The 18,914-nt window shown below is 36.9% G+C and carries 19 protein-coding genes and 2 pseudogenes; 14 read left to right on the plus strand and 7 right to left on the minus strand.

Annotation, left to right across the window (positions count from 1 at the left end; genetic code table 11):
• Positions 1 to 85 precede the first annotated feature (85 nt).
• From HMPREF9423_RS10755 to HMPREF9423_RS10795, 9 genes are all read left to right on the plus strand, one after another.
• Positions 86 to 604 (plus strand): DnaA ATPase domain-containing protein, encoded by a 519-nt coding sequence (locus tag HMPREF9423_RS10755; RefSeq protein ID WP_006149359.1) that lies wholly within the window; start codon positions 86 to 88, stop codon positions 602 to 604.
• 109 nt (positions 605 to 713) lie between these two features.
• Positions 714 to 1,664 carry a helix-turn-helix transcriptional regulator gene (locus HMPREF9423_RS10760; protein WP_006149360.1) on the plus strand — a complete coding sequence of 317 codons (951 nt, stop codon included), beginning with the start codon at positions 714 to 716 and terminating at the stop codon, positions 1,662 to 1,664.
• A 7-nt stretch (positions 1,665 to 1,671) separates the two neighbouring features.
• A complete protein-coding gene (locus tag HMPREF9423_RS10765; RefSeq protein ID WP_006149361.1) occupies positions 1,672 to 2,982 on the plus strand; it encodes a DUF262 domain-containing protein in 1,311 nt (436 codons plus the stop codon).
• Entirely contained in the window at positions 2,976 to 4,856 is a 1,881-nt protein-coding gene (locus HMPREF9423_RS10770) for a DUF262 domain-containing protein (protein WP_006149362.1), read from the plus strand. The genes HMPREF9423_RS10765 and HMPREF9423_RS10770 overlap by 7 nt, the downstream gene beginning before the upstream one ends.
• A 127-nt stretch (positions 4,857 to 4,983) precedes the next feature.
• Entirely contained in the window at positions 4,984 to 6,225 is a 1,242-nt protein-coding gene (locus HMPREF9423_RS10775) for an aminopeptidase (RefSeq protein ID WP_006149363.1), read from the plus strand.
• Positions 6,226 to 6,234: 9 nt separating this feature from the next.
• Positions 6,235 to 6,465: a GlsB/YeaQ/YmgE family stress response membrane protein gene (locus HMPREF9423_RS10780; protein ID WP_006149365.1), complete on the plus strand. Its 231-nt coding sequence runs from the start codon at positions 6,235 to 6,237 to the stop codon at positions 6,463 to 6,465.
• A gap of 141 nt (positions 6,466 to 6,606) precedes the next feature.
• Entirely contained in the window at positions 6,607 to 7,515 is a 909-nt protein-coding gene (locus tag HMPREF9423_RS10785; RefSeq protein ID WP_004250738.1) for a LysR family transcriptional regulator, read from the plus strand.
• Positions 7,516 to 7,543: 28 nt separating this feature from the next.
• A complete protein-coding gene (gene queA / locus HMPREF9423_RS10790) occupies positions 7,544 to 8,581 on the plus strand; it encodes a tRNA preQ1(34) S-adenosylmethionine ribosyltransferase-isomerase QueA (RefSeq protein WP_006149366.1) in 1,038 nt (345 codons plus the stop codon).
• Between the two features lie 186 nt (positions 8,582 to 8,767).
• Positions 8,768 to 9,331: a hypothetical protein gene (locus HMPREF9423_RS10795; protein ID WP_006149367.1), complete on the plus strand. Its 564-nt coding sequence runs from the start codon at positions 8,768 to 8,770 to the stop codon at positions 9,329 to 9,331.
• A gap of 182 nt (positions 9,332 to 9,513) precedes the next feature.
• On the opposite strand, the gene HMPREF9423_RS10800 is transcribed toward HMPREF9423_RS10795, so the two are convergent.
• Positions 9,514 to 10,047 carry a hypothetical protein gene (locus HMPREF9423_RS10800; RefSeq protein ID WP_006149368.1) on the minus strand — a complete coding sequence of 178 codons (534 nt, stop codon included), beginning with the start codon at positions 10,045 to 10,047 and terminating at the stop codon, positions 9,514 to 9,516.
• Between the two features lie 238 nt (positions 10,048 to 10,285).
• Here HMPREF9423_RS10800 and HMPREF9423_RS10805 point away from each other — a divergent pair, with 238 nt between their 5' ends.
• Entirely contained in the window at positions 10,286 to 10,489 is a 204-nt protein-coding gene (locus HMPREF9423_RS10805) for a hypothetical protein (RefSeq protein WP_006149369.1), read from the plus strand.
• Here the strand turns inward: HMPREF9423_RS10805 and HMPREF9423_RS10810 are convergent.
• The 4 genes from HMPREF9423_RS10810 to HMPREF9423_RS10825 all read right to left on the minus strand — a co-directional run bounded on the left by HMPREF9423_RS10810 (position 10,478) and on the right by HMPREF9423_RS10825 (position 13,729).
• The gene (locus HMPREF9423_RS10810; protein ID WP_006149370.1) at positions 10,478 to 11,356 is read right to left on the minus strand and encodes an SDR family NAD(P)-dependent oxidoreductase; all 879 of its coding nucleotides are present in this window, start codon (positions 11,354 to 11,356) and stop codon (positions 10,478 to 10,480) included. The genes HMPREF9423_RS10805 and HMPREF9423_RS10810 overlap by 12 nt on opposite strands.
• Before the next feature lies 1 nt (position 11,357).
• A complete protein-coding gene (locus HMPREF9423_RS10815; RefSeq protein ID WP_006155886.1) occupies positions 11,358 to 12,194 on the minus strand; it encodes an alpha/beta fold hydrolase in 837 nt (278 codons plus the stop codon).
• A 13-nt stretch (positions 12,195 to 12,207) separates the two neighbouring features.
• Positions 12,208 to 13,212, minus strand: coding sequence for an NADP-dependent oxidoreductase (locus HMPREF9423_RS10820; protein WP_006149372.1), 1,005 nt, complete (start codon positions 13,210 to 13,212; stop codon positions 12,208 to 12,210).
• Between the two features lie 85 nt (positions 13,213 to 13,297).
• Entirely contained in the window at positions 13,298 to 13,729 is a 432-nt protein-coding gene (locus HMPREF9423_RS10825; RefSeq protein ID WP_006149373.1) for an Rrf2 family transcriptional regulator, read from the minus strand.
• Positions 13,730 to 14,206: 477 nt separating this feature from the next.
• Between HMPREF9423_RS10825 and HMPREF9423_RS10830 the strand changes: the two genes are divergently transcribed.
• The 4 genes and pseudogenes from HMPREF9423_RS10830 to HMPREF9423_RS12125 form a co-directional block, all read left to right on the plus strand.
• Positions 14,207 to 15,040: a metallophosphoesterase family protein gene (locus HMPREF9423_RS10830; protein WP_006149374.1), complete on the plus strand. Its 834-nt coding sequence runs from the start codon at positions 14,207 to 14,209 to the stop codon at positions 15,038 to 15,040.
• A gap of 460 nt (positions 15,041 to 15,500) precedes the next feature.
• Positions 15,501 to 15,608 (plus strand): annotated as a pseudogene (locus HMPREF9423_RS12550) (conjugal transfer protein); the annotation flags it as partial.
• 78 nt (positions 15,609 to 15,686) lie between these two features.
• Positions 15,687 to 16,304, plus strand: coding sequence for an SAP domain-containing protein (locus tag HMPREF9423_RS10835; protein ID WP_006149376.1), 618 nt, complete (start codon positions 15,687 to 15,689; stop codon positions 16,302 to 16,304).
• Between the two features lie 69 nt (positions 16,305 to 16,373).
• Positions 16,374 to 16,514: pseudogene (locus tag HMPREF9423_RS12125) on the plus strand (ClbS/DfsB family four-helix bundle protein); the annotation flags it as partial.
• 205 nt (positions 16,515 to 16,719) lie between these two features.
• Here HMPREF9423_RS12125 and HMPREF9423_RS10840 read toward each other — a convergent pair.
• Positions 16,720 to 18,090, minus strand: a complete 1,371-nt coding sequence (locus tag HMPREF9423_RS10840) for a sensor histidine kinase (protein ID WP_006149378.1) — start codon at positions 18,088 to 18,090, stop codon at positions 16,720 to 16,722.
• On the minus strand, positions 18,087 to 18,785 hold the full coding sequence (locus HMPREF9423_RS10845) for a response regulator transcription factor (RefSeq protein WP_006149379.1): 699 nt from the start codon (positions 18,783 to 18,785) through the stop codon (positions 18,087 to 18,089). Before HMPREF9423_RS10845 ends, HMPREF9423_RS10840 begins: the two co-directional genes overlap by 4 nt.
• Positions 18,786 to 18,914: the final 129 nt, after the last annotated feature.

Below are 18,914 nucleotides of genomic sequence, written 5' to 3' on the forward strand. Positions count from 1 at the left end.
AATTGCTTATTTTGATCAAGTGGACAAAATATGTCCACTTGATTTGTTATAATTCTCTTAAAAGTAATAGAAAAGAGAGTATAATATGAATCAAGAAATTTTAAATTCTAATGTGTCAATTGAAGAGGAAATTTATAATTATGAAAAAGGCTTGAAAGATGATGGGAGTGATTGGACCGGATTCCCACAAATAGACTTAAAAGAAGATTCTCAATGTATTTACATTTGCGGTATTTCAGAGACTGACAGATGGCATTTGTTTTATACGTTAACTAAAATAAACCCTGCTATTCCAATAGCATCACTTGCATATTATCGAGTGAGAGATAATTTGATTTTTTCTAAACATAGTCAATGGATGAAACTGCAAATGGGGTATACAGAGTATGATTTGATTTTTTTGGATGGAGTTCAATTTTTGGGAGAGGCTGATCAAAGGGTACAGGAATACTGGATGCAGCAATTCAAAGAGAATAAGAAAAGAAGCAAACTCTTCATTGTATATTCAGACTGCTTACCCGAAGACTTAAAAAATATGCCTGAATCTGTAGTTGAGTTCTTCGAATCTGGCATAGTGGTACAGTTGAAATCATCTAAGGGATAGTTTATTTTGCTTTAATCGTTTTGAATATAAAGTGCTAGTTAGACTATAGAAGTGATAATAATGTACTGGAAATAATATTGTTTGAATAATATGTAGAAGGAAATTGCAAATGAATGATCAAGAGAGACTGCTAACGATTTTTTTACGTTTACAGTTTGGGACTCAGTTAGGAAAAAAGCAATTGGCTCAGGAATTTGAAGTTAGTGAAAAGACGATACAGAGAGATTTTTCGCTACTCCGTGATATTTTATCTAGTAACACCAGTTATAGTGGAGATTTGTTTTATAACCGTAAAACGAATAAGTATTGTTTAGCGAGTAAGTCAGTTTTTAATAAAAAGGATATACTCGTTATTTCAAAGATTTTATTGGAAAATCGAGCACTGAATAGACAAGAAATTGCTAGCTTACTAAATAATTTACTGGTCTTAGTTCCCCGTGATGATCAGAAAGAAATTGAGCAGATTATTGGCAGTGAAAAGATTAACTATGCTCCCTTATCGGATCAACAAAATAGAATAGAGAAAATTTGGAATTTATCAGAAGCTATTTTGTATGAACAGGTTCTAGACATTATCTATCAAAAACCTTATTCTGAGTCTTCTAAGAGGCAGACTGTTTTGCCAGTCTCTCTTTATTATGATAGTCATTATTTCTATCTAGTTGTCTACCAGTTGAAACATGCTACTTATATTACTTTAAGAGTAGACCGTATCCAGTCATGGTCTCTTAGTGATATAGAGAAACCCTCTATTTCTTATCGAGATAAATTTAGAGATGGTGACATTCGTAACGAGAGAGTAGATGCTTTTATCGGGAAGAAAATCAGTATTGAAATCGAGTATTTGTACGATCCGACGATTGTCATGGATCAATTTCCAAATGCAAAAATAGTTGGGAAAAATGGCGACTGGACTCATTTTAAGTTTGAAAGTCAGCACACACCGGGGCTTAAACGCTGGTTGCTGGGGCAAGGGGAAGCAGTTACTGTTTTGTCTCCTCGGATTTTAGTAGAGGATATGAAGAAAACTATTCAAGAAATGATAGATAAATATAGATGAGGATAAAATGACTATTCAATTTACTTCTAAAAAGGTTGGTGAACTATTGAAAGAAGGGGATTTGCGGATTCCTTCTTATCAAAGACCTTATAAATGGAGCAGAAAGCATATACGTAATCTTTTTTATGATTTACGAGATGCTATGGGGAAAAAGGAATATCAGGTTGGTTCTGTTATCTTGCATGAAAATGATGGATACTTAGATATTGTCGATGGACAGCAACGGCTAATTTCTATTTCCTTGTTTCTTCATTCATTAGAAAAGTTAAAGGATTATGAAGGCGCGAATCAACTGCTTAGTGCTGAATTTGGAGAGATATCTTGCTATCATGCGAGTGAAAATTATAATGAGTGGGAAAATTTGACTCAATTGGTTGGCGAAAAGGAGGCCAAAGATATTTGCAATTTTTTATTGGAAAATTGTTCTGTCTCTGTGATTACTATGCCACAGGAACGATTATCAGAGGCCTTTCAGTTATTTGATTCTCAGAATAATCGTGGTAAATCTTTAGAACCTCATGATTTGCTCAAAGCCTATCATCTTCGCAAGCAAGATTCAGAAGATGAAAAGATTGTTGAAAAGTGGGAGCAATTTGTAGAAGATAAGGATTTAAGCCTCAAAGAGTTATTTGATAAACATCTTTTCCGTATGAGACGGTGGTCTAGGGGAGAAACAGGATTAACAAACAAGCGTTATGGCTCTTATCTACGATTTACAGAGGATTATATTGACGACTTTAAAGGCGTTGATTTGAATCAGAATTTTCCATACCTAGAATTATATCGTCATATTGAAAACTTCCCTATGTCAATTACTATGCCAATCATTGACGGAAGTAAATTTTTTGAGTATATTGAATCTGCTCATGAAACTATTAAAGATCATAAAGATTTCTTAAATGAAAGGTTAGGATTTTCTGATGAGCCTGAAGAGGGAGAAAAAAATGTAGCTTACCCAGAAGGCATGTTGAACATTTACAATAGCTCAAAGGGACGCTATCTCAAATGCTACAATCTGTTTCTAAATATTTGCTCTCTTTTTGCAGAGAGATTTGGAAAAGATGAGCTATCAAAGGAGATAATAGAGACCTTGTTTATTTGGTCTTATTACCCTCGAGTTAAGTCTAAAGCTATATATGATGCAACGGTAGGGAAATACGCCGCTGGTGGAAGTTTTAGACAAAAAGAGTCTCAAAAGCTATTTCAACTTTTATCCCATGCTGTCACTCCGAATGATTTCATGATCAAGATAGATAGAGAGCTATTTGAAAATTATACTGTGGACAAGATTATAGAAGAGGAAAAAGATAAATGGTAGAAACACATATAAGTTTATCAGTGAATCGTTTGTTAAATGAAGATACCTATGCTATTCCTCTTTATCAGAGAAATTTTGCTTGGACTTATAATGAAATTGAGCAGTTATTGAACGACGTAGCAGATGCTGTTCAAGAAAATAGAGACAATTACTATATTGGAACATTAGTCGTTAATAAAGATAATGACATTTTCAAAATCATAGATGGGCAGCAGCGAACAACGGCCCTTAATTTGATTGCCTTAGCTTTGAAGCATGAGTTTGGTTTTGATAGATTGAAAGCTGTCAATCTTACCTTTCCAGCTCGGAAGAAATCAAATGAGAATATTCAAAAACTATTTACTAAGCAAAAAATCTCTGAGGGCGATGAAAATGAGCTGACTAGAGGTTACGGACATGCTAGAGACGCATTGAAAAAAGTGTTAGAAGAGCGCCAATTGAATCCTCAGTCTTTCGTTGGTTATCTTTTTGAAAAGGTCATCATTTTTCGGAGTATACTTCCTGAGGATTTAGATTTGAATCTTTATTTCGAACGTTTCAACTCTCGAGGCGAACAACTAGAGTCTCATGAGATTCTCAAGGCACAAATGATGGCTAAATTTGGTGAAAATCAAGAAATGGCACAAAAATTTGCAAGAATTTGGGATGCCTGTGCAGAGTTTGATAAACCGGTATCAAGTCAATTTAAGATGCGACGGAAGAGAGCAGATGATTTTCAAGAACGCGAACGTATTTTTGGATGGCATTTTACAAATTACTCATTTCATAATATTTATGATGATATTGATTTTTATCAAAATGAAAGAAGAAAGTTATCAGATATATTAGAAAAAAAGATAAATGAAAAAAATATAGAAGTAGAAAAAGATTTTGGTGATTATACCCAAGTTATCGATTTTCCAACCTTCTTACTCCATGTATTGGCAATTTGGGAAGGTAAGGATACCAATGAGGTTCAGTTAGACGATAAGAAACTCTTAGCTCTATTTGATATAAAAAATAAAAATAAGACTTGGATTATTGAATTCAGTGAATTTCTTCTTAAAATAAAGCATATTTTTGATAATTACATCGTTAGAAATTCAAATATAGATTCTTCAAGCAGAAATAAGGATGAATGGTTTTTGCAGAAGGGAACTTATTATGAATATCAACCTAATGGAAAAGCGAAAGAGCATTACATAGTCGAAGAACATTTTACTAATAATACGTTTTCGGATTCGGAGATTAACAAAAACATTATCCTCCTTCAATCCATGTTTGCTGTGACCTTTACTGCTAATCGTGATAGTCGTTGGTTATATGAGATTTTACAATTTCTCTACAAGCATATTGAAGAGTTAAATCAAACAGAATTTGCTAGTCTCTTTAAGGATTTTCTTGAAAAAATGGCAGTGAGATATGCTGAGGAAAGATTGTTTACTGAAGATAAAAGTATAAAAAAATATGGAGCAATTCCTGTTTATGCTTTTAACTTTGTAGATTATGTTTTATGGAAAAATCGTGCCGAATTAGAGAAAGAGTACAAGAATATTAATTTTAATCATTTCAAATTTGCATATCGTCGCTCCATAGAGCATTGGTATCCTCAGAATCCAAATGGACATGATGGAGAGAGCCAATTACCTGCGAAGTTTTTACATTCCTTTGGCAACCTTTGTATTACTACCGATAGTCAGAACTCCAGGTTTGGCAACTCCTATCCAGAGGCTAAATTAGAACAATGGGAAAGAGAAGGGATATTCTATCGTCAGAGTTTAAAATTACAGATGATGGCAAAGATAACTTCTAAAAAAAATAGATGGGATATTGGTGAGATTCAATTTATGGAAAAAGAAGTGGAAAGATATGTACACGACTTTTGTGATAGTTAAATAAAAACAAGCTTTAATGAGCTTGTTTTTTAAAATGCTAATATATGTGATATACTAGTAAGGGAAGAATTTTGAGTAAGACAAATATGCTCAAAGATTTGAAATAAAAATAGAAAAGAGAAACAAGATGGTTTTACCAAATTTTAAAGAAAATCTAGAAAAATACGCTAAGCTTTTGGTTGCAAACGGAGTGAACGTGCAACCTGATCATACCTTGGCTCTCTCTATCGATGTAGAGCAACGTGAGTTGGCTCACTTAATCGTCAAAGAAGCCTATGCACTTGGAGCCCACGAAGTTATCGTTCAATGGGCAGATGACTTTGTAAACCGTGAGAAATTCCTTCACGCGCCGATGGAGCGTTTGGACAATGTGCCAGATTACAAGATTGCTGAGATGAACTACCTACTTGAAAATAAAGCAAGTCGTCTCGGTGTTCGTTCTTCTGATCCGGGTGCATTGAACGGAGTAGATGCTGAAAAGCTCTCAGCTTCTGCTAAAGCAATGGGAATTGCTATGAAGCCAATGCGTATCGCAACTCAATCTAACAAGGTTAGCTGGACTGTAGCAGCCGCTGCTGGACTTGAGTGGGCTAAGAAAGTCTTTCCAAATGCTGCGAGCGACGAAGAAGCAGTGGACCTCCTTTGGGACCAAATCTTCAAGACTTGCCGTGTCTACGAAGAAGATCCAGTTAAGGCTTGGGAAGAACATGCTGCTATCCTCAAGAGCAAGGCGGAAATACTCAACAAAGAACAATTCTCAGCTCTTCACTACACTGCTCCTGGAACAGACTTGACACTTGGCTTGCCGAAGAACCACGTTTGGGAATCTGCCGGAGCGATCAATGCTCAAGGCGAAGGTTTCTTGCCAAATATGCCAACAGAAGAGGTCTTTACAGCCCCTGATTTCCGTCGCGCAGATGGTTATGTCACTTCTACAAAACCTCTCAGCTACAACGGAAATATCATCGAAGGCATCAAAGTGACCTTTGAAAATGGTCAAATCGTTGATATCACAGCTGAAAAGGGTGATCAAGTAATGAAGGACCTCGTCTTTAAGAATGCTGGTGCGCGTGCCTTGGGTGAATGTGCCTTGGTACCAGATCCAAGCCCAATTTCACAGTCAGGTATTACCTTCTTTAACACCCTTTTTGACGAAAATGCTTCCAATCACTTGGCTATCGGTGCAGCCTATGCAACGAGCGTTGTTGGTGGAGCAGAGATGAGCGAAGAAGAGCTAGAAGCTGCAGGACTTAATCGTTCAGACGTTCACGTTGACTTTATGATTGGTTCTAACCAAATGGATATCGATGGTATCCGTGAGGATGGAACACGCGTACCACTCTTCCGCAATGGAGATTGGGCAATTTAAGGAGAAACTATGATTGGAAGTATGTTTGTCGGTCTTTTGATCGGACTATTAGCAGGAGCTATCACCAATCGTGGAGAACGGATGGGATGCTTCGGGAAAATGTTCCTGGGTTGGATTGGTGCTTTCCTGGGTCAAATGCTTTTTGGAACTTGGGGGCCTATCTTAGCTGATACGGCTATTATCCCATCAGTTTTAGGAGCCATGATTTTATTAGCCATCTTTTGGAGAAAAGACAGCTAGTTTTAACTTGCTAGAACAGAAAAAGAGGTTGGAAATCTTCCAACCTCTTTTTTATGAGCTGTAAAAAGACTGATATGCGGCTAGCTTGGCTTTCAGTGACTGTTCCTTTTTATATTGCCTCAAGTATGGTACAATAAAAACATGAGAATTCAACAATTACACTATATTATCAAAATCGTAGAGACTGGTTCGATGAATGAGGCTGCCAAGCAACTTTTCATTACACAACCGAGTCTATCAAATGCCGTTCGTGACCTAGAAAATGAGATGGGAATTGAGATTTTTATCCGAAATCCTAAGGGAATTACCCTCACACGTGATGGGATGGAGTTTCTATCCTATGCCCGTCAGGTTGTCGAGCAAACGCAACTTCTAGAAGAACGCTATAAGAACCCAATCGCTCATCGCGAGCTTTTTAGTGTGTCTTCGCAGCACTATGCTTTTGTGGTCAATGCTTTTGTTTCCTTGCTTAAGAAAAGCGATATGGAAAAGTACGAGCTTTTTTTGCGTGAAACCAGAACTTGGGAGATCATCGACGACGTCAAGAACTTCCGAAGTGAAGTAGGAGTTCTCTTTTTAAATAGCTATAACCGGGACGTTCTTTCGAAGATGTTGGACGACAACCATCTCGTTGCCCACCATCTCTTTACAGCCCAACCCCATATATTTGTCAGCAAGACCAACCCTCTTGCTAAGAGAGACAAGGTGCAGTTGGCAGACCTAGAAGACTTCCCATATTTGAGCTATGACCAAGGGACCCATAATTCCTTCTATTTCTCAGAAGAGATTTTGTCACAAGAACACCATAAGAAATCCATCGTTGTTAGTGACCGTGCGACCTTGTTCAATCTCTTGATTGGTTTGGACGGTTATACCATCGCGACTGGTATCCTTAATAGTAACCTCAATGGAGACAATATCGTTTCGATTCCACTTGATATTGATGATCCCATTGAACTGGTTTATATCCAGCATGAGAAAACTAGCTTGTCTAAGATGGGTGAACGCTTCATCGAGTACCTACTTGAAGAAGTTCGCTTTGATAAGTAATTTGAATAAATGAGAAGAGAAAAGAAGAATGACGACATTAAATACAAATGATTTTGATTTTCACTTGCCAGAGGAGCTGATTGCTCAGACTCCTTTGGAAAAGCGCGATGCCTCTAAACTCTTGATGGTCAATCGCAAAACAGGTGAATTTCAAGACCGCCACTTTCACTCTATTATCGAAATGTTAGAGCCAGGTGATGCCCTGGTTATGAATGATACCCGTGTCTTGCCAGCTCGACTTCATGGTCAAAAAGAAGAAACAGGAGGCCATGTTGAACTCTTGCTTTTGAAAAATACAGCTGGAGACGAATGGGAAGTCTTGGCTAAACCAGCTAAACGTCTCAAGGTCGGCACCCGTGTTATCTTTGGTGATGGTCGACTTAGCGCAGTTGTGACTGAGGAATTAACTCATGGTGGCCGTATTGTCCGTTTTGAGTATGAGGGGATTTTCCTAGAAGTACTTGAAAGTCTTGGAGAAATGCCTTTGCCTCCTTATATTCACGAAAAATTGGATGACCGTGAACGTTACCAGACAGTCTATGCCAAGGAGAGTGGATCAGCAGCAGCCCCAACTGCAGGGCTACATTTTACCAAAGAATTACTAGAAGAAATCCAGCAAAAAGGTGTTCATCTAGTCTACCTGACCTTGCACGTTGGACTTGGGACCTTTAGACCTGTTTCAGTAGATAATTTGGATGAGCACGAGATGCACTCAGAGTTTTATCAATTGTCTGAGGAAGCTGCAGCGACCTTGCGTCAGGTCAAAGAAAATGGTGGCCGTGTCATTGCTGTGGGGACTACCTCTATCCGTACGCTAGAGACTATCGGAAGCAAGTTTGACGGCCAAATCCAGGCCGACTCTGGCTGGACTAATATCTTTATCAAGCCAGGCTATGACTGGAAGGTGGTGGATGCTTTTTCTACTAATTTCCATTTGCCGAAGTCTACCTTGGTCATGCTAGTTTCTGCCTTTGCAGGCCGTGAATTGGTCCTCAAAGCCTACCAGCATGCTATCGATGAAAAATACCGTTTCTTTAGCTTTGGCGATGCCATGTTTATCTACTAAAAAACGAGCAAATCAAAACTAGAAATAAAAGGGCTAATTCCTACTTGGATTAGCCTTTTTTCGACATATGATAGCTATTGAATTAAAAGCAAATAAATGATACACTGAAGACTATGATACAGCCGTCAAATATATGCAAAATCTGACGAGCTACTTTTATCTGAGTCTATTTCAAAGGAGATTTTTATGAAAAACAAAACATTGCGCTATACGAGCCTATCAGTCCTGACCTTGTTGGCTGCCTTGACCTTGGTTGCCTGTGGTGGAAAGACTGACAAGAATACGTCATCTTCAAACCAAAAGGAGACAACAAGCAAGGTGACTACAGAGTCCGCAAGTAAAACTGAAGCAGGCCAAAAAGAGGAGCAGAAGTCAGAATCAAATAGTGCGACAGAAGCTACAACTACTCAAGCAGAACAAAAGGAAGATAAGAAAAAATCACAAGAGGCTTACGCTAAATTTGTAGGAACTTGGGAAAACTACGCGGGAACAACTGCAACAGTCACAGCAGATGGAATTGTAACGATCCAAAGTTCAAATGGAACCTTTAAATACGAGATGGGTCAAGTAGAGGAAAAAGACGGCTACTACTCAACAGGTATTCATCTTGTCGGTGGTGGACAAGGGGCACGACTGATCTTTACCCCAGCTGGAGTCCAAAACGAAGTGACAGGTACAGATGGCAGTCAAGATGTCTTGTCTATCGGTCAATCTGTAAGCGACAAAGATAACCAGTTTTACCGTAACTAAGCACATCAACATGAAGTAAGGGTGGAGAAATGTTCTTGCTTTTTTACAAGTTTTCGAAGCATAAAATTTTAAGCATTCAAATTTACACGACGTTTAAGTTGGCTAATTAGCAAGCTCGCGTTAAAGTGAAAGATAATAAGGACAATATCAAAAAAGCCCTACATCAGGGCTTTTTTTACTTGCTAATATAAGAAATCAATGCCGTAGTTTTCTTTTAGATAGGTCGCCAACTCGGCTTTTTCTTCCTCTCTAAATCGACAGAGGCTAAGGGCGAGCCGCAATATCAGAACACTTGTATCGATGATGACGTTTGACTTAGAAATATCTTCTAGCTGGGTCACCTCTCTCAGGTCAAAATCTAAATAGCAAGCTTTGCTGTTGACATGGTCGGGGTCACTGACATCCACTTCAACATACGATGCTCGCAACAATTCTTCTTTTGGGATGAAGATTTCCTTGGAAAAGAAGAGCTCAGGATAGACATAAATGCCTTCAAAGGTGAATTCAAAGGAGAGCCTACGACTAGAAAGTCTTTTGATGCCTGCAATCGTTGAATAGATAGCAGCGAAAAAGAGGATGGTTGGAACCACAGTGAGAAGACTAAGCTGGGAAAAGTCGATCAATCCATGCGCGAGGAAAAAGAAAAATTGAAAGAATACACCCACCGCAAAGACTAGATAGCCGACACCGACAAATTTTGAATAATAGATTTTCATAGAAACCTCCAAATATAGAATTGAACTCACCAACGCTTTTTCAGTAGAAGGAGTAAAAATCGTGCAGAGTTAAAATTCCAAGTATTCCCATCATATCCTATGGAGCGAAGTTCTGTCAACCTTTTAGCAAGATGTAGCTCTTAGCTATTCTATGACCTAGTAAGTTGGTTTATGGTATACTAGGATAATAAAATTCCAAAATTTGAAGACTTATTTTCATAAATAGAAAGAAGTAAATATGTTTTTTCTTAGACGTCGCGTCTTTATCGGCGAATGCAATGGTCAAGCGGTCTATTATGACCAAAGAACCAGAGAAGCTTTAGCCGCTCCAAAGAGTAAGTTGCTCAATACTGAAGGCGCTCGTGACACGAATTCCTTTATTCTTGAATTGGTAGTTCTCTTTCTCGTAAAACGGAAATTGAACTTTTTTCTAATTAAGTAGAGCATATTTCTGTTTAAACAACTCAATTTTATCATTGCAGTAATTGATTAAATCTTGTGCTTTTTCAAATGAGTAGCCTTTTTCAGATACAGACTTCACTTTCTTTTCGTCAAAATAGTAGCCAGTCAAGCCCCTGACTTCCTCTGATAAGGTGAGATAATAGCCTGTTTCGATTCCCTGATCTAGATCTTTTGAGAGAGACTTCATCAGTCGTCCGAAGAGAGATTTTTTCGTCTTTTCATCACTGGAATTATTCCCTAAGTTGGTTGAAATCAAGCCGGGATGATAGGCATTAATAGTGATATTTGAACCTTTTAAAAAGAGATCTCTTGCTAGATATCGTGTCATCCAGATGGTATAGAGTTTGGAATTATTATAGGCCAATCCGGGATTGTAGTTGTTCTCAAATCCAAAATCCAAATCCTTGACCTTGGCAAAATGATGCATATAGGAAGAGGTATTAATGACACGACCGTCAGCCGCTTTTTCTAACAAGGGACTTAGCTCAGTTGTTAATACATAGGGAACCAGAACGGATAACATAAAAGTCAACTCGGTATTTTCAGCACTTGCTTTTCGTTCTTTTCCTGCATACAGTCCTGCGTTGTTAAACAAGACATCGATCCTTTGAAAGTCTCGCTTGATTTCCTCCACAAATCGATAAACATCATCTAATTTTGAAAAATCTGCCAAGTAGCTAGAAACTCTACCTCTCAAGGAAACGGCCCGAACCTCTTGAAGCGCCAATTCCAGTTTTTGAGGATTACGCCCATGAAGAATGACCTGATGGCCTTCACTGGCCAGTTTCTTTGCCAAGTGCTTTCCAATGCCATCCGTAGCACCTGTTATTAGAATGGTTTTGACCATATTAATCCTCCAAGAAAGAAATGAGTTCTTTTGAAAACTCCTCTGCATATTGGAAGATCGAACCGTGACCAGCATTTGGATAGATGATGAGCTTACTATCTTTTATTTTCTCATGCATATCATAAGAATTTTCTGTTGGAACCTGCATATCCTTGTCCCCATTGACGATTAAGGTTGGTTGGGTGATGAATCTTAGGTCGTCTTGAGAATCTTTCCCCCAACGTTTAATAGCTTTGAGTTGAGTCAAGAAACCAGGCACACTCATGTCTTTGTCCGCAAATTCCTTGGTTCGCATTCCCATTCGTCCGAGAACTTTCAAGGCTTCGATTTTTCCTTGTTCATCATGGTTATAGAAGATATAGCGTTTAGGATCGATGCGCTCTAGTCCAGCTTTAAACATATAGTTAAATGTTTTCCCTGTGACCTTATCGACCTCTTTTCCACCTCGAGGTCCTGTTCCTGCCAAGATGAGACGGTTGACCAAATCAGGCTTGATTCGAACCATTTCTTGGGCAATCATCCCTCCCATAGAAAGACCTAGGAGATTGATTTTATCGTAACCAAGGGCTTTTACAAAGGCAATTGTCTGCTCAGCCATTCCAGGAATGGTTGGGGCCACTTTTCCTTGACTAGCACCGACACCAGGGAGGTCGACCACAATCACATGGTGTTTTTCAGCAATCAAGTCCAAGAGTTTTGGATCCCAGTTGTCGAGGGTTGCTGCCAAATGGACCAGCATCAGAAGAGGTAGTTTTGATTTGCCTTTACTAAGTTCGCGATAAGCGATTTTGTTCCCGTCGACTGTGATGTATTGATTTTTTGTAGTAAGATATGACATTGTCTTTTCCTTTTTATTTCTTAAAGCTGAGGACTGTTTTTCCACGTGAGCGACCATTAGCGACCTTGTCTAAGGCGCTATTTACTTCTTCAAATGGATAGACTGTATCGATAGATGGCTTGATTTCGAGTTTGCTAAAGAGGTCAGCTACCTCTTGTAATTGAGCACCATTGCTTTCTACAAAGATAAAATTGTAGTGAATGCCGTATTCATCAGCCATCTTATCAAATTTGCGACCGGCTAAGCCAAGAATCATCTGTTTCCATTTTGGCAGGTTCATGCGTTTGGCAAAGTCACCATTTGGCATAGCACGGAGGGAAACAAGCTGACCACCTTTTTTTATGATAGACATTTGTTTTTCAGTCTCAGCACCCCCAAGGGTATCGAGGACATAATCAACCTGGCTAACAGTTTTTGTATAATCCTCTGTTTTGTAATCGATAAAGCGGTCCGCTCCTAGGTTCAATACACGCTCAGCGCTATCTCCAGCCCCATTGGTAATAACCTTCAAACCTTTGGCCTTAGCAATCGGAATGGCCATCCCACCGACACCGCCTGTACCACCAGAGATAAAGATCGTTTTGCCAGCTTGAGCACCCATGAGTTCTAAGGCTTGCATAATAGTCAAGGCAGTCAAAGGCACAGCAGCCGCTTCCTCGTCAGAAAGATAGTCTGGGACCTTGGCTAGAGCCTGACTATCGACAGCTAGGTATTCTGCAAAGGCACCAATATGATCAAGTGGTAAACGCCCAAAAACTCGGTCTCCGACTTTGAGATTTTTGACTTGGCTACCGGTCTCTTCAATGATACCGACCACTTCATTACCTGCAGTTTGTGGGAGTTTGTAAGGGACGATCATCTTGACTTCTCCTCGGGAAATCATGTTATCCAGAGGATTAACACCAGCAGCGGTGACTTTGACCAAAACTTCTTTGTCTGTGATACTTGGTTTTGCGATTTCTGTGATGTTAAGAGTGATATTCTTTTTGTTATAAGTAGTATGTTGTGCAGCTTTCATTGTCTTCTCTTTTCTATTTTCTATTTTTTTATTGTATCTGATATAGATACAAGTATAGTCTTTTTAAAACTGATCTGCATGCAAATCAGTTTCGTTTTTGTTTGGCTTCTTTATAAAGATTGTTAATGACATCTTCTAAGGTTTGCTGGGCTAGTTCCTTCTCAAGTTGAGCTTCAGCGCTAGCAAATAGTGGTGAAACGGCAGCCTGGATATGTTTCCCTACTGGGCAATCAGGGTTGCTATTTTGGTGAACAGGAAATAAGCTGATATGGCTGACTTCTTGTGTCGCAAAATAAATTTCAAGTAAGGTCACTTCCTTTGGGGACTTACTGAGTTGATAGCCTGTTTTTCCTTGATGGGAAGTAATTAAGCCAGCGTTTTTCAATAAGGCAATCACCTTACGAATATAACTAGCATTGGTTCCGACGCTCTCAGCAAGAGCTTGTGAACTTAAGGTTTCCTTGCTCTCACTAATCATGGTTAGGATGTGCAAGGAAACTGAAAATTTCGTATCCATATAAACTCCTTTAGATAACTTGTATCTGATACAAGAACAAGTATATCACAAATAAAAAGAAAAGCAAGACTTTTATTTTAAATTTTAAAAATTTTTTGAAGAGAGTCATCTAATCAGAGATGTCTGAAAAGGGTGTTCATAAAAAATGATGGGATAAATTTACCTTAGCACAACAAAAAAAGCCCTATATTATAAGGCTTTTTCCTGTTGTTTAGATGCCCCCTACATGAATTTGTAAGAACTTTTCATATTGAAAATAAACAAAAATGTTGAAATATAGCTGATTTTAGGGAAATACTTTTAGGTATTTTTAATGTCAGGTTTTAAAAATGGGGCAAAAGTGGGGCAAAAATAACGAATGACTTATAATTGTCAATTGAAAATCTTCTAGCTATTTTATGCTATAATGAAGAAAAGTAAAAAATATAAGAGTGGATTGAATAAACCGAAAGCTATCCACTAAAGAAAGAGCAGAAAATGAACCATAAGATTGCAATTTTATCAGACATACATGGCAACACGACGGCCTTAGCTGGAGTACTTGAGGACGCTAAAAATTTGGGAGCGACTGAATATTGGCTTTTGGGAGATATTTTTCTTCCTGGGCCGGGAGCAAATGACTTGGTGGCTCTTTTGAAAGGCCTACCCATTACAGCATCCGTTCGAGGAAACTGGGATGATTGTGTTTTAGAGGCTTTAGATGGGCAATATGGTTTAGAGGATCCTCAAGAAATTCAGCTTCTCAGGATGACTCAGTATTTGATGGAGCGCCTAAACCCAGAGCAAATTGATTGGTTGAGGAATCTACCTATGGTAGCCAAGAAAGAAGTTGAAGGCTTGCGTTTTTCTCTTTCTCATAATTTACCTGAGAAAAATTACGGTGGTGATTTGCTGGTCGAAAATGGTACCGAAAAATTTGACCAGCTACTTGATGAAGCTACAGATGTAGCCGTCTATGGACATGTCCATAAACAGCTTTTGCGTTATGGTAGTCAAGGTCAACAAATCATCAATCCAGGTTCGATTGGTATGCCTTATTTTGACTGGAATGGGCTGAAAAATCACCGAGCTCAGTATGCCTTACTTGAAGTTGAAAATGGTGAATTAGTCAATATTCAATTTCGAAAAATTGCCTATGACTATGAAGCAGAACTAGAATCAGCCAAGGCCAAAGGACTTCCTTTTATCGAAATGTATGAAGAATTGCGGCGAGAGGATAATTACCAAGGACATAATAGAGATTTGTTAGCTAGTTTAATTGAAAAGCATGAATATGCAGAGGATGTTAAGAATTATTTTGAATTTTTGTAAAAGTTCCTTTAACTAACAGATACTAAATAAACGATTGGATTAGCCAATCGTTTCAGAATGAAGACAAAGTCCTTAGAAGTAATACTTCATAGAAAAAGCGAGCCTAAAACTCGCTTTTTCTATTTATTTAATAGCTCCTTATTTTCAATTAAGAGTTCTAATGGAGATTTTTCTCTTGCTACAATAAAACCAGGTTCATATTGGGTATGAAATGTTCTTTTCTGAGAAGTTGGATCAATATACAACTCTTCTCCATCTTCTGTGTATAGTTGGTTGCCTCTTGTTATGGATTTGTAAGAACTTTTCATATTGAAAATAAACAAAAATGTTGAAATATAGCTGATTTTAGGGAAATACTTTTAGGTATTTTCAATGTCAGAATTTAAAAATGGGGCAAAAGTGGGGCAAAAACGAATGACTCATAAAGGTTTCCTATTAGAAACAGGATTTACTCAATTAGAAGTTGCTTGAAGAATTAGATAAAAAGAATGTGTTTGATATTGAAGACTATATCAAGAGAAAAGGCAAAGTTAAGCTTAATAGAAATACAGTAATTACAAGATTGTAATATTTTTCTGTTATAGCTTTATGTGACAGGGATAAATATGGTATAATAAGACAAATTTGAAGGTGTAGAGGTAAGCATTTGAAAGAGAATAGACCTGATTTTCGAGATATAAAATCATTTGAAGAATTTAACAGATACTACTGGTATCGAGATGAACTTTCACAAATTTGTAAATCTCTTGGATTGGAGTATAGATGTACAAAACAGGAGCTGAATCATATTATAGAACAATATTTTAAGGGAAATAGGATAGAAAAATTTTTGAGCAAAGGAAACAAAAATCAATCCGAAGTTATAACATTAGATACACCGTTACTTGAATGCGGATTTTCTTTTAACCAAAAATTTCGAGAATATTTTTCAGAGGTAATAGGCGTTAATTCGTTTAAATTTAATGCTGATATGGCAACAGCTTGGCGAAAAGTAAAAAGGGATAACGATATAAAATTTACAATCCAAGATATGATTAAAATATACTATGGAGAATCAGACTATGCCAAATATGATAATTCAGTTTGCCAATGGAACCAATTTTTAAAAGATTTTTGTGCAGATGAATTTAGCGAATACTATTCTAACAAGTTAAAAGCTGCAGCTATCCTTTGGAAAGAAGTTAGAGATTCAAAAAATGAAAAAATATATTCACGGGAACTTTTGAAAAAATATGAGGATAAAATAGAGGCGTACTGTAAGTAAACAAATCCCAAGTTATAAGTTTCTATTAGATGAAACCTATAAAATTTGTACAAATATTGTAGGTTAGGAGAAGAATTGTTTTCAAAAGATGTCTATAAGTGGGTAGGAGGAAGTGTACTTGGTTCGTATTTTGTAAGCACTACTTCAAGTCATTATGATTGGGCGATGAAGAAATTAAAAGCACGTCAAAAAAATTGTAAGAAAAAATAAGCAGATATGGTATCTTTTTGGTAGCTAAACAGACAAAATATCTTGTTTTTTGCAAATAATACTTAAAAAGAATGTTGATTTATCAGCATTCTTTTTTATTTCAAATGTATTCTCGGAATTTGGTTTAAAAGCCTATAATACTCAATGATTAGACTAAAGATGAATAAAATGGAGAAAACTCTAATGGTTCTTCTCCATTTTTTGGCTAATTGGTAATGTTGAAAATTGGAAGTGAAATGATACTTTCAAAGAATTCATTTTGGATACTAGCAAACGAAATAGAACCCTGATGCAAATCAACAATTTGTTTTGAAATTTTTAGCCCAATTCCAGTCGTTCTAATTTTAGAAATATCAATGTTTTTAAAAGATAATTCATTAAGTTCAGCAATTTTTTCTGGTGAAGCTCCCTGTCCATTATCTTTGATTTCGACAATTACATTTGTATCTTTTTTGTATAAGTGGATTCTTATTGTGCAACCCTTTTCGTTATGTAAAACAGAGTTGTAGATGATATTATGGATAACTCTTGTGATTAAAAACTGCTCAATCATGATAGATTGATTAACAAGTGAATAATCGTAATCAAATTCAAATTCAAATTCATTCCAGATTTCTTGATTTAAAATATGGATGAGAATGTCTTTGAAGAAGGGGATAATTTTTGTTTCAGTCTGATTTAATTGAAGATGACCGGATGAAAGGCGAGCTACTATATTTAAGTCATTTAAAACATTTTGGATGTAATAGGATTCCGTCAATATTGGACGAATATGTTTTTTAAACTGTGTATCTAGTTCAGAATCATTTAACAAGGACGCGTTAGAAATGATGACAGAAAGAGGTGTTTTGATATCGTGTGCAATACCTGAAATCCATTGCTCTTTAAAGACTTCATTCTCTTTGAGTAGAGTATCGGTTTGATTAATTGCAGTTGTAAGATATTCTAGTTCTGATATAGAATTTATTGGATTTTTTAAACCATATGGGAGATTCTGAATAGCAGTTACAAGAGGCACAATTTTACGATTGATATGCGTCACGCCATAGTAGTAAAGAAAAGCGAAATAAAGGCAGTTGAAAAGCAATACTCCAAATGCTATTAGTGGAAACAGGCGGAGACTATCTATATCTAAGTAATTAAAACTATAACGAGCAATTTTATCTTTTGGAAAACCAACAACAATGATGTATCCACCTTTTATCTGACTAAAAACAGGATAATCTGAAAGATAATAGCGAGAAAACTGTAAAATGTCCCCGTAGTCAAATTGCGAAGGAACTTCTGTAGGTTTATACTGTTCGTACACTTGTTTTCCAGTCTGCTTATCCAATACCATGAGCCATAACTTTTGTTCTTTTAGACTAGAAATATCATTTTCAGGTATGTGGACGTTATTATTTGTGATGGTAATGTGTTCAGAAATTATTTTCACAGTCTCAGTAGCAGTTTGCTTTTTACTAATGTAGAAAACAAAACTGGCAATTAGAATAATATTGGTAATAAAGATAATGATGGAAGAAAAGATAAATTTCTTTAGTGAATACCTTAAAATTTTGGTTTGATTCATAATCATGATAACAATTTATATCCTAGCCCTTTAGCTGTCTTTAAATATTGAGGTTTTGAAGGATTTTCTTCTATTTTTTCTCGAATTTTCCGAATATGTACAGTCAAAGAGTTTTCATAACCAAAGCTATCCACTCCCCAAATCGTATCACAGAGAGATTCGGTTGAAACGATGTAATTTTTATTATCGTAAAGTTTTTTCAAAATCTGAATTTCAATTGGCGTAATAGAAATTTCTGCTCCATTTTTTTGTACTGTTGCATTCCGAAAACTCACCAAAGTCTGTCCAATCTGTATTGTTTCCTGTTCTGATTTATAACTTCTACGGAGCAGAGCCATAATACGATAGATAAGATTTTTTGGAATGAAGGGTTTCATGATATAATCATCACCACCAGCATTGAAACCAGCTATCTCATCTTCAGGATTATTTTTGGCAGTCAGAAAGAGGATAGGAGTATCGCCTTTTTTTCGGATATGTTTTGCTAATGTGTAGCCATCCCCATCGGGTAGCATAATGTCCAAAAGGAAAAGGTCGAACTGCTCTATTTCAATCATGTCCAAACTAGATTCTATATCATAGGCTGATGTTAGATTGGAAAATCCGTAGGCAGTGAGAATATCTCTTATGGAAGAGTTTAAAATTTTGTCGTCATCAATGATAAGGATGTGCTTATTCAGGAGTTGTTGTTCGAAACTCATAATCTTACCTCGCTTATTTAAATTATACCATTTAAAAGAGTGAAAAAAAGAAAAATACTTTAATCTTAATGTAAAATTAAGGTTAGCTTAGTTTAAAATTAATCTAGCATGTCTATAATAAAGACATAA

It is taken from the genome of Streptococcus infantis ATCC 700779, assembly GCF_000187465.1.
Lineage (GTDB): Bacteria > Bacillota > Bacilli > Lactobacillales > Streptococcaceae > Streptococcus > Streptococcus infantis.

Bases quoted from the DNA above. Each gene is read 5' to 3' on its own strand.
- HMPREF9423_RS10755 (WP_006149359.1), top strand. From the start codon at position 86: ATGAATCAAGAAATTTTAAATTCTAATGTGTCAATTGAAGAGGAAATT.
- HMPREF9423_RS10760 (WP_006149360.1), top strand. From the start codon at position 714: ATGAATGATCAAGAGAGACTGCTAACGATTTTTTTACGTTTACAGTTT.
- HMPREF9423_RS10765 (WP_006149361.1), top strand. From the start codon at position 1,672: ATGACTATTCAATTTACTTCTAAAAAGGTTGGTGAACTATTGAAAGAA.
- HMPREF9423_RS10770 (WP_006149362.1), top strand. From the start codon at position 2,976: ATGGTAGAAACACATATAAGTTTATCAGTGAATCGTTTGTTAAATGAA.
- HMPREF9423_RS10775 (WP_006149363.1), top strand. From the start codon at position 4,984: ATGGTTTTACCAAATTTTAAAGAAAATCTAGAAAAATACGCTAAGCTT.
- HMPREF9423_RS10780 (WP_006149365.1), top strand. From the start codon at position 6,235: ATGATTGGAAGTATGTTTGTCGGTCTTTTGATCGGACTATTAGCAGGA.
- HMPREF9423_RS10785 (WP_004250738.1), top strand. From the start codon at position 6,607: ATGAGAATTCAACAATTACACTATATTATCAAAATCGTAGAGACTGGT.
- queA (WP_006149366.1), top strand. From the start codon at position 7,544: ATGACGACATTAAATACAAATGATTTTGATTTTCACTTGCCAGAGGAG.
- HMPREF9423_RS10795 (WP_006149367.1), top strand. From the start codon at position 8,768: ATGAAAAACAAAACATTGCGCTATACGAGCCTATCAGTCCTGACCTTG.
- HMPREF9423_RS10800 (WP_006149368.1), bottom strand. From the start codon at position 10,047: ATGAAAATCTATTATTCAAAATTTGTCGGTGTCGGCTATCTAGTCTTT.
- HMPREF9423_RS10805 (WP_006149369.1), top strand. From the start codon at position 10,286: ATGTTTTTTCTTAGACGTCGCGTCTTTATCGGCGAATGCAATGGTCAA.
- HMPREF9423_RS10810 (WP_006149370.1), bottom strand. From the start codon at position 11,356: ATGGTCAAAACCATTCTAATAACAGGTGCTACGGATGGCATTGGAAAG.
- HMPREF9423_RS10815 (WP_006155886.1), bottom strand. From the start codon at position 12,194: ATGTCATATCTTACTACAAAAAATCAATACATCACAGTCGACGGGAAC.
- HMPREF9423_RS10820 (WP_006149372.1), bottom strand. From the start codon at position 13,212: ATGAAAGCTGCACAACATACTACTTATAACAAAAAGAATATCACTCTT.
- HMPREF9423_RS10825 (WP_006149373.1), bottom strand. From the start codon at position 13,729: ATGGATACGAAATTTTCAGTTTCCTTGCACATCCTAACCATGATTAGT.
- HMPREF9423_RS10830 (WP_006149374.1), top strand. From the start codon at position 14,207: ATGAACCATAAGATTGCAATTTTATCAGACATACATGGCAACACGACG.
- HMPREF9423_RS10840 (WP_006149378.1), bottom strand. From the start codon at position 18,090: ATGATTATGAATCAAACCAAAATTTTAAGGTATTCACTAAAGAAATTT.
- HMPREF9423_RS10845 (WP_006149379.1), bottom strand. From the start codon at position 18,785: ATGAGTTTCGAACAACAACTCCTGAATAAGCACATCCTTATCATTGAT.